This is a genomic window from Acidovorax sp. KNOB132 (genome assembly GCF_057541515.1).
The window spans coordinates 1-9,918 of sequence record NZ_BAAJYT010000136.1 but is presented as its reverse complement, the minus strand read 5'-3'; the positions used below and the strand labels follow the sequence as shown (position 1 = coordinate 9,918).

Sequence of the window (9,918 nt, the reverse complement as noted above, 5' to 3'; positions counted from 1 at the left end):
GTCCGCGCCCATCCCGCCGATGCGGGCGGGGCCGCGATCGTGGCCGTCCGCCTCCGGGTCGTCCGCCGCGTCGCGCCAGGCCAGACCGCTCGCGGCCAGCTTGGCATCGTGCTTGGCCAGGGCCGCAAGGTTGGCCACTTCTTCCGCATGCGCGATGGTGCCGGGTGTGATGCGCACCGCGCCGATCGACAGCGTGGTGCAGGTGAAAAAGCGCTTCACGCCGTGCCGGTCCTCGGCCCAGATGCCGCCGGCCTTGCGCGAGGCATCGTCGAACAGGGCCAGGGCCTCCTGCGCGAACTCGTCCACGATCCGCTGGCAGCGGTGCAGCCAGTCCGTGCTCTGGAACAGCAGCATGAAGTCGTCGCCGCCCACATGCCCCACGAAGTCGCGCTGCGCATCGCAGTGGGCCACGGCCAGGCGCGCCACGAGGCGGATCATCTGGTCGCCGCGCCAGTAGCCGTAGTAGTCGTTGAACGGCTTGAAGTGGTTCAGGTCGGCATAGCAGGCGACGAACTCGGTGCCGCTGTCCAGCAGCCGCTGCATGTGCAGGCTGATGGGGATGTTGCCCGGCAGGAAGGTGAGCGGGTTGGCGTGGCGCGCCGCCTCGATGCGCGCCTCGGTCACGCTGCGCACCAGCTGGTCACCCGTGCCCAGCCCCACGTAGCGGCCGTTGTCGGTGACGATGAAGCCGTCGTTCAGGTAGCGCTGGTCCTGCGAGGTGAGGATGCCCACGAGCTGGTCCACGTCGCAGTCGAGCTCCACCACGCGCGGTGCGTGGTTGGCGAACGCCATGCAGGGCTTGCGCCCGTGCACCTCGCGGAAGTACAGCGTGGCGTAGTGGTTCATGAACTGCTGGCGGTTGATGAGCGCCACGGGCCGCGTGCCGTCCACCACCGCCATGGCGTGCAGGTCGGCATGGGCCTTGAACAGCCCGGCCACCGTGTCGTTGCGGGTCTCCGGCGTGGCCGTGGGCGCCTGCACCACGAGCAGGTTGCGCAGGATGCCCGGCCGCACGTTCTGGCCCAGGTGCGGCAGCACGGCCACGCGGCGGTCGCGCAGCGCATCGAGCGCGGGCAGCAGGATGGTGTCGCGCGGCAGCGGGGCCGGGCGGCCCAGCAGGTAGCCCTGGCCGTAGGGAATGTCGAGGTCGCGCAGGGCGCGCAGGTCTTCCTGCGTCTCGATGCCCTCGGCGATGAGCGTGGTGCCGAACACGTCGGCGATGCCCTTGATGGCCTGCAGCATCTGCAGGTTCTCGGGGTGCGCGCCCAGGTCGCGCACGAAGTATTTGTCGATCTTGACGAAGTCGGGCTTGGCCTCGGACCACAGCCGCAGGCTGGAGCGGCCATCGCCGAAGTCGTCCAGTGCCAGCCGGGCGCCGCTGGCGTGCACTTCCTTCAGCGCGTGGCGCAGCGGCTCCATGTCCGTCACGCGCTCGTGCTCGGTGATCTCCAGCACCACCATGCGGGCCGATACGCCCATCGCCTGCGCGGCCTCGGCCAGCGAGGCGCCACCGCACAGCGCCACGCCGCGCACCAGCGCATCGGCGCTGATGTTCACGAACAGGCGGCCGGCCGCGCCCAGCACGCCCCACTGCTGCAGCGCGATGAACACGCACAGCAGCTCGAAGTCCTGCAGCAGGCCTTCTTCGCCCGCGCAGCGCAGCAGCGCATCGGGCGTGTGCAGGGGCGTGCCCTCCGGGCCGCGGATCAGCGCCTCGTGCGCGTAGATGCCGCCCTCGCGCAGATCGGCCAGGGGCTGGAAGACACAGTGCAGGCCGTCGCCGCGCATGAGCTGCGCCAGCGGCCCATGGCCGTTTCGCACCCCGGGCGACAACGCCGCCAGCAAGGCATCGCGCCGGCCCCGGGGAGATGCATCGATCATGGTTACAACCTTACACAATTTCACCGCGGACCATAGCCGTTTGCCATGACAGCGAAATGACAGGTGCCATGCCGCCAGGGATCGCCCACGCCGCTCACGGGTCGCTGCGCAGGTCGGCGTAGTCCACCGCGTATTTGACGAGCGCCGCCTGGCCCTCGATGCGCAGCTTGCGGCGCAGGTGCAGGCGGTGGGTCTCGACCGTGCGCACCGAGGTGCCCATGCGCTGCGCGATGTCCTTGTTGGATCGGCCCTCGGCCAGCAGCTCCAGCACCGCGGCCTCGCGCGGGGTGAGTGCGCGGCCCGACGGCGCTGGCACGGGAGGCGGCTCGTACAGCAGGGCCTGCACGCCTTCGCTGAAGTAGCGCCCGCCGGCATGCACCGCCTCGATCGCCTCCACCAGCTGGCGCGCCGGCGCGTCCTTGAGCACGTAGCCCCGCACACCCAGCGCGGCCGCACGGCGCACGTACTCGCCATCGTGGTGCATGGACAGCACCAGCACGCGCACCTGCGGAAAGCGGTCGCGGAACACCGTGGCCAGGTGGATGCCGCTCGCATCCGGCATGCGGATGTCGGTGACCACGATGTCGGGCAGCAGGGCGGCGGCCAGGTCCACCGCCTCCTGCACGCCGCCCGCCTCGCCCGCGACGCGGATGTGGCCCGTGGCCTCCAGCCGCATGCGCACGCCGTCGCGCACCAGCGGGTGGTCGTCCACCAGCAGCACGCGGATGGGGGCGCCGCCGCTCATGCGGGCACCTGCGACGGTTCAAACCCGGGGTAGGGCGAGTCGTTGTCGCCCTGCAGCGGCAGCACGGCCAGCACGCGCGTGCCGCGGCGGCCGGAGGCCACGCCGAACGTGCCGCCCAGGCCCTCGATGCGCTCGCGCATGTTGCGCAGGCCGATGCCGCCCTGTCCGTCGGCCTGCACGCGCTGCACGTCGAAGCCGCGGCCATCGTCGATCACCGACAGGCTCACGCGCCGGCGGCCGAAGCGCAGCAGCAGTTCCACCTGCGTCGCGTGGGCGTGCATCTGGGCGTTGGTCAGCGCCTCCTGCGCCACGCGGAACAGCGCGGTGCCGTGGCTGGTGGGCAGCGGGTGCGCCGTGCCGCGCAGCACGAACCGCACGCCGAGCGCGGTGTGCTCCTGCACCTGCTGCGCCATGAGGGCCAGGGCCGGCGCCAGGCCCAGGTCGTCCAGCAACGCGGGCCGCAGGCCGTGCGAGACGCGGCGGATCTCCAGCAGCGCATGGTTGAGCCGGTCCAGGCCCTGGTCCAGCACGTGGTGCGGGCCGTGCGCCGCGCGCTCGGCCCACTGCACCTGGGCGGTTTCCAGCAGGAATTTGGAGGACACCAGCACCTGCACCACGCCGTCGTGCAGCTCGCGCGCCACGCGCACGCGCTCTTCCTCTTGTGAGCGCACCACCCGCTGCGCGAGCCGGCGCAGCTTGGCGCTGGCCACGCGGTGGTCGCTGAGGTTCAGCGCCAGCCCGGCCAGCCCGATCAGCACGATGCACAGCGCGGCGATGCCGTAGATGCGCCGGCGCGTGCCGTCGATGTTCTCCTGGGCGCGCAGGTCGATGCGGCGCAGCGTGTCGTGCACGTCGTCCAGGTACAGGCCGGTGCCGATCACCCATTCCCAGCCGGGCAGCGTCATCACGTAGGCGAGCTTGGGCACCGTCTGCTGCGATGAGGGCTTTTGCCACAGGTAGCGCACCAGCCCGCCGCCCTCGCGCGCCTTGGCGAGGATGAGGTTGGCCGGCGCCTCGCTCTGCGGGTTGGACGGGTCGCACAGGTCCACGCCGGCCAGTCCCATCTGCTGCGCGTCCAGCAGCACGTTGCCCTGGCGGTCGTAGACGAAGAAGTACCCGTCCTTGCCGAACTGCATACGCGAGAGCAGGGCCAGCGCCTGCTGGTGGCGCGCCGCCGGGTCCACCACATCGGCCGCGATGCGCGCCATCGCGCTCTGGGCCAGCTGCACGTAATGGTGCAGCTCGGTCTCCTTGCTGTGCAGGTAGGCGGATTCGACCAGTTCCCGCTCCTGGTGCGCCAGCTTCAGGGTCTGGTGGCGCACGGTGACGGCCACGGAACCCAGCGCCACCAGGATGGGAATGGTCGACAGCAGCAAAAGCTTGAGCCGCAATTGCATGAAGGGTTTCTTGGATAGGAAAGCGATGACTATCTGCCGCCGCACGCCAATGTCAAGCGGGTTGTTTCGAGGGATCATGGGATATTCCGGGAATCCGTGAACATATGTAAAGACGGTCGGTGCGGTCGAATGGGGCGGAGAATCACCAAAACTCAAAATGCTTCGGGGCGGCCCGGGGAGTGATTATGGAAAGGCGGCTTCCATAATCACCCCCGTGGTGCCTGGGGCCGCCGCGGATGGGGTGTCGGCACCGGCTTGGTGCGCACCTTGTGAGTGCTTGCTACCGCAGTATCCGCACCACAGCAAGGCCTTTGCAGCAGAAGCCATGCCAGCCACGGGCGAGGCGGTGGTTTGCGTACTCCTGCGTAGGCCGGTCTGCGTACTACTGCGTAAGGGAAAAAGGTGCTTCGTTTTAGCGGGTTGTGCTGCCTAAAATTCTTTCGCGAATCGGGATTTCCAGGACAGAAGAAGGCGCGCCGGAAGATTATGGGAAATGCGGTCGCATGGAAATGGATGGGGCCTGCCGGTTTATCCGTGCATGGGCCGAATCATTTTCATCGTCATATTCAAAGTCGTTGCAAAGGACATTCCATGAGTAATCGGATCCACCGCCACCGCGTGGCCTGGGCGGGCGCTGCCCTGGCGGCCTGCGTGCTGATGACGGGCTGCGCCGCGCCGTCCAAGCGCGAGGTGCTGTCCACCACGCAGATCTATCCGGCCATCGGGCCGTATTCGCAAATGGTGGCCCACGGAAACACGCTGTATTTCTCGGGCGTCCTGCCCCTCAATGCGGCGGGCAATGCGGTCAACGGCACCACCATCGAGGAGCAGACCCGCGCCGTGCTCGATTTCATGGGCGCCAAGCTGCGTTCGCAGGGCCTGTCGTACGAGGACGTGCTCTCCACCACGGTCTACATGAAGGACCTGAACGAGTTCGCCGCCATGAACAAGGTGTACGGCGAGTACTTCCGCACCGCTGCGCCGGCCCGCGCCACGGTGGAGGTGGCGCGGCTGCCGCGCGACGTGAAGATCGAAATCTCGGCCATCGTCGGCCGCCGCTGAAGCGCTGTGGTCCTGCCTCCACGCCCCAAGGAGTTTTCCCATGAATGAAGCCACCCCCCTGATGGCCGCGCCCGGCGCTGCCGCTCCCCTGGACCTGTCCGCGGTGTCGCGCTGGAGCGCCAAGCGCCGCGACTTTCTGCGCGTGCTCGGCTATGGCGCCGGCGCCGCGACGCTCGGGCCCCTGGTGGCCGCCTGCGGCAGCAGCGGCGCGCAGACCCAGGCCGAAGCCCTGCGCGAGCAGCTCATGCGCGACGAGGCGTTCTGGACGGGCGTGCAGGGCATGTTCGTGCTCAAGCCCGAGAAGACCTACATGAACATAGGCACCGGCGGCTCCATGCCCAAGCTGGTGCTGGAAACGTTCGATGCCGAAAACCGCAAGAAGGCGGCCGATTCCGGCAGCGGCTACGGCAACCTGCTGGACCTGCGCAAGCAGGTGGCCCCGGGCTTCGGCGTGGATGCGGACGAGCTCGCGTTCTCGGCCAACACATCCTCGGGCATGTGCCACGCCATCCTGGGACTGGACTGGCAGCGCGGCGATGTGGTGGTCACCACCAACCACGAGCACGGCGGCGGCGACACGCCGCTCAAGATCGCCACCGACCGCTACGGCATAGAGGTCTCGCGCATCGCGCTGCCGGTGGGCAACAACCAGACGGCCGCCACCTACGTGAACCTGTTCGACGAGCGCATCCGGGCGCTCAAGGCCCAGGGCAAGCGCGTGCGCGCCATGATGTGGTCCTCGCCCACGTACAAGACCGGCACCATGCTGCCGATCGCCGAGCTGATGGCGGTGGTGAAGGCGCACGAGCTCATCAGCATCGTGGACGGCGCCCACCTGCCGGGCATGATGGCCTACAACTACGCGGAACTGGGCATGGACTTCATGTCCGGCGCGGGGCACAAGTGGCAGTGTGGCCCGGGCTCGACCGGCATCCTGGTGGTGCGCAACAAGATGCGCGCCTCCAACCCGCTGCCGCTGCCCAGGTGGTTCCCGGTGCACACCAGCTCCTACGCCGCCAAGGACCGCACCACCAACGGCACTGAGACCTACGACATCGCCGCGACGATCACCAGCTGCGGCAGCCTGCACACGCCCATGTTCATGGCGCTGGCCCAGGCCTGCGCGCAGTGGGACGGCATCGGGCGCAAGAAGATCGAGACCTACGACCTCACGCTGTCGTCCTACCTCAAGGAAAAGATCGCCGAGCGCTGGGGCGTGGATGCGCTGTACTCGCCCAAGGACGATCCCAAGCTGCTCTCCGCGCTCACCTCGTTCAATCCGTTCCCGAACAAGGACGACGTGATGAACGCGCAGAAATCCACGGCCTTCGTGGCGCGCATGCTGAGCGAATACCCGCAGGGCTTCGTGATCCGCAACGCCGATTTCCCCGTCATCGGCGCGCCGGCCAACCACTACGGCGTGCGCATCTCCACCCACCTGTGGCACGACGCGCGCGACATCGACCTGCTGGTCGATGCCATGTGGGACCTGTCGCGCAAGGTCTGATCCGGCAGCGCTGCCGCATCCATAAAAAAAAGCGCGGGAGGCGACTCCCGCGCTTTTTTGTTTTTGGGGCGCCCTGCGCGCCGTGCGGCGATCAGAAGCGGTGGCGGATGCCCACGCCGAAGCTGTTGCCCTTGGTCTGCGCCGTGATGCGGTCGTTCATGAGCATGGCGTACACGTCGGTGCGCTTGGACAGGAAGTGGTCGTAGCCCAGCGTGAAGGTCTTGCGGTCGATGTCGGTCTGCGTCATCTCGGTCTTGACCCACTCCACCAGCACCTTGCCGGCCGGGCCGACCGGCACCGAGGCGCCCAGCTGCACCGTCTTGGCCTTGTTGGTGGTGTTGTCGGCCTTGGCCTCGCCGTAGCTCACGAAGGGCTTGACCAGGCCGAAGTCGTAGGCGCCCAGCAGCATCCAGTCGGTCTTCTTCGTGCCCAGGTAGGCATTGGGAACGGCGGGGTTGCTGATCTGGTCGCGCTCGTAGAAGCCCGTCAGCGTCACGGGGCCGCCGAAGTAGAAGAAGTTCGCGCCGAAGTTCTTCTTGCCGTTGTCGCCCGGCTGCTCGCCGAACTGGTACTGGATGTTGGCCGAGAAACCGCCGAATTTCGGCGTGCTGTAGACGATCTGGTTGCTCCAGCCCGTGTCGGACGGCGTGGTCGCACCCCAGCCGGTGCCGTTGAACAGCGGCACGTTCATGTGCAGGATCAGCGGCGAGAAGGTGAACGAATCGCCGAACGGATTGCCCACCACCGAGGGCAGGAAGTTGGGCGCCATCCAGCGGCCCAGCATCACCGAGCCGAAGTCGCCCGACAGGCTGACGTTGGCGTCGCGCGAGAAGAACGTGTCGTTGGCGAAGCGCCCCTGCGAGCCGTTGTCCACCTTGATGAACGAGGTCAGCTGGAAGTTGGCCTTCAGTCCGCCGCCGAGGTCTTCCGTGCCCTTGAAGCCGAACCACGAGGTCGTGAGGCCGCCACTGTCCACGACCGACTTGCGGCCCGCATCGCCGGCCATCTTGATGGACCCGGCGAACACGTCGGCCAGGCCGGTGAGCTGCACGGAGCTTTGGGCCTGCGCCCCGGCGGAACAAAGCAGCGCTGCACCCAGCGCGATCCAATTCTTTTTCATACGACTCCTGCGAAAGGGAAAAGGGGAAGGGAAGGTGCCGATGGCTCGGCGGGGCACACGGGCCTTCAACGGGCCAGGAAAAACGTGTCGATTTGCAAAGGGCTCCAAGCAAGGACCGTGCCTTCACCATTCGGCCTGTGGGGGCATGCGGCGCCCGTGGCACCCGGGCGCGGTGGCTGCGGCCAGAGCGCACCGCATTTGACTTTGCTCAACACCGCACGGCGGTGCTGCGGTCACAGTGGCGGCTCTATGTTTCCCTCTCCTTCCTCCCCTGCGCCGACCAAGACCGAGGCCCCTGCTGGCGAGGTGCTGCGCGAGCGCCACCAGCGTCCGGCCAGCGTGCTGTACCTGGACAGCGGCCGCGTGCTGCTCGGGGTGCGCGAGGATGGGCAGCTTCGGCACCAGTTGGGTGCGGTGGAGGGTCCGTGCTGGCTCGATGCCGCCCCCGCGCTGCTCGGCCAGGCGTGCATGGTGGACATGGTGGCGGACACGCGTGTGCTGCTGCGCCGCATGCCGCTGGAGGCCTTCCGGTCCGGCTTCGAATCGCTGCCGTCGCCCGCCCGCGCGCTGGTGTACGACATGGCGCGGGGCTACTGCCAGCAGACCGAACTGGCCGTGAGCCGGCTCGCGCAGGACGCCGAGGCGCGTTGCGCCCAGTGGCTGCTGCGGCACGCCCAGCACGACGATGCGGGCACGCTGCGCGTGACGCTGCACCAGCGCAAGCGGCTCATCGCCGCGCAGCTGGGCATCGCGCCGGAAACCCTGTCGCGCGTGCTGCGCCACCTGCGCGACCACGGGCTCATTTCGGGCACGGGCAATGTGCTCAATCTGCCGCGGCCCGGCGCGCTGCAGGTGGTGGCCGGGGCCGGCTGAAGGGGGGCTGCCGTCCCGCGCAAGGGCGTGGGTGGGGTGTCTGCAACACGCGGGTGATCGGGGCGGCGCGGCCATGGCGCGGCGGTGCGAAGGGGCTCAGGGTTTCCCCCGGACCGACCGAGGGTTCCACCCAACCCGCGCGTTCGGGGGGCTGCGTATATTCGTTCGCACCCCATTGCACATTCCGCCTGACAGCATGCCCTGCGCCCTTCGCCGCTCCTTTGCCAGAGGTGCTTCGTCCACGGAGCACCGATGACCCCGCCATCGCACGAGGCACTCGAGGCGGAGCAGGACGCGGCGGGCGACACGCCCGGCTGGCTGCTGCCCGGCCGCCTGGTGCAGCGCCTGATGCTGGTGGCCGTGCTGGCGGTGGTGTTCGCCGGGGCGATGGCCGCCTGGACCGTATCGCGCGCGGCCGGCGAGGAGGCCATGCGCCGCCTCGTGAGCCAGCAGACCGACGAGGTCGAAGTGGTCGCGCGGCTGCTGGCCAGCAAGATCGAGCAGAGCCAGAAGGTGCTCAGCACCGTGGCAGAGGGCATTCAGCCGGTCATGCTCGACTCGCCGTCGTCCCTCGGTTGGCTGCTGCAGCAGGGCCTGCCGGCGGTGCGCTTCTTCGATGCCATGCAGGTGGTGCGGCAGGACGGCACCGTGGCCATCAACCTGCAATACGGCCGCCTGGACAGCGGCTCCAGCCTCGATCCGGCCGAACGCGACAGCCTGCGCCGCACCATGCTGGAGGGCAAGCCGCTGGTGTCGGGCCTGATTGGCGGGCGGCCGAGCGAGGCGCGCGTGATGTTCACGATCCCGCTGCACCGGGACGAGGGCACGGTGGTGGGCGCCGTCTCCGGCGTGCTGCGCCTGCAGTCGCAGGGGCTGCTGCCGCCCTCGATGTCGCTGCCGGCGCGCAAGGATTCCCGGCTCATCGTCTTCACGCGCGACGGCACCATCCTGTCGCACCCGGACCCCGCGCGGTGATGGGCAGCGTGCGCGACGAGGCCGGCCTGTCGCAGGTGTTCGCGCGGTCGGGCGACAAGGATCAGCCGGTCATGGGGCGCGGCTTCACCGAGCGGCTGCCGGGCCATGTGGTCAGCCTGGCCGGCATGCCCATGACGCAGTGGACCGTGGCGCGCGTGAACGATGCGCAGGCTTTGCTCGCGCCGCTGGAGGGCGCGCAGCGTCGGGCCGCCTGGCTGGCGGCCGCCCTGATCGGTGCGGCCGCATTGCTGGCTGTGGCCTGCATGGCCTGGCTGGCGCAGCCCCTGGCCCGGCTGTGCCGCCGCGCCACCCACCTGGGCGCCCGCGCGCCTGGTGCCCATGAAGACATGCCCTGGCC

At 68.9% G+C, this 9,918-nt stretch carries 8 protein-coding genes and 1 pseudogene; 5 read left to right on the top strand and 4 right to left on the bottom strand.

Features of this window, described 5'->3' with window-relative positions; translation table 11 throughout:
- The 3 genes from AC27IO_RS16020 to AC27IO_RS16010 all read right to left on the bottom strand — a co-directional run.
- The coding region (locus AC27IO_RS16020) for an EAL domain-containing protein (protein ID WP_498739640.1) at positions 1 to 1,881 on the bottom strand (1,881 nt) is incomplete at its 3' end.
- A 94-nt stretch (positions 1,882 to 1,975) separates the two neighbouring features.
- On the bottom strand, positions 1,976 to 2,626 hold the full coding sequence (locus tag AC27IO_RS16015) for a response regulator (protein ID WP_317359093.1): 651 nt from the start codon (positions 2,624 to 2,626) through the stop codon (positions 1,976 to 1,978).
- Entirely contained in the window at positions 2,623 to 4,023 is a 1,401-nt protein-coding gene (locus AC27IO_RS16010) for a cache domain-containing protein (RefSeq protein WP_498739637.1), read from the bottom strand. Before AC27IO_RS16010 ends, AC27IO_RS16015 begins: the two co-directional genes overlap by 4 nt.
- A 591-nt stretch (positions 4,024 to 4,614) precedes the next feature.
- On the opposite strand from AC27IO_RS16010, the gene AC27IO_RS16005 reads away from it, so the two are divergent.
- Together AC27IO_RS16005 and AC27IO_RS16000 are read left to right on the top strand one after the other, a co-directional pair.
- Entirely contained in the window at positions 4,615 to 5,085 is a 471-nt protein-coding gene (locus AC27IO_RS16005; protein ID WP_284411172.1) for a Rid family detoxifying hydrolase, read from the top strand.
- A 40-nt stretch (positions 5,086 to 5,125) separates the two neighbouring features.
- Positions 5,126 to 6,592, top strand: coding sequence for an aminotransferase class V-fold PLP-dependent enzyme (locus AC27IO_RS16000; protein ID WP_498739635.1), 1,467 nt, complete (start codon positions 5,126 to 5,128; stop codon positions 6,590 to 6,592).
- 91 nt (positions 6,593 to 6,683) lie between these two features.
- Here AC27IO_RS16000 and AC27IO_RS15995 read toward each other — a convergent pair whose 3' ends face one another.
- Entirely contained in the window at positions 6,684 to 7,712 is a 1,029-nt protein-coding gene (locus AC27IO_RS15995) for a porin (protein ID WP_272567786.1), read from the bottom strand.
- 249 nt (positions 7,713 to 7,961) lie between these two features.
- On the opposite strand from AC27IO_RS15995, the gene AC27IO_RS15990 reads away from it, so the two are divergent.
- The 3 genes and pseudogenes from AC27IO_RS15990 to AC27IO_RS15980 all read left to right on the top strand — a co-directional run.
- Entirely contained in the window at positions 7,962 to 8,585 is a 624-nt protein-coding gene (locus AC27IO_RS15990) for a Crp/Fnr family transcriptional regulator (protein WP_284430015.1), read from the top strand.
- 252 nt (positions 8,586 to 8,837) lie between these two features.
- Entirely contained in the window at positions 8,838 to 9,560 is a 723-nt protein-coding gene (locus AC27IO_RS15985; protein ID WP_498739633.1) for a cache domain-containing protein, read from the top strand.
- Positions 9,557 to 9,918: pseudogene (locus AC27IO_RS15980) on the top strand (sensor domain-containing diguanylate cyclase); the annotation flags it as partial. The gene AC27IO_RS15985 and the pseudogene AC27IO_RS15980, both read left to right, overlap by 4 nt.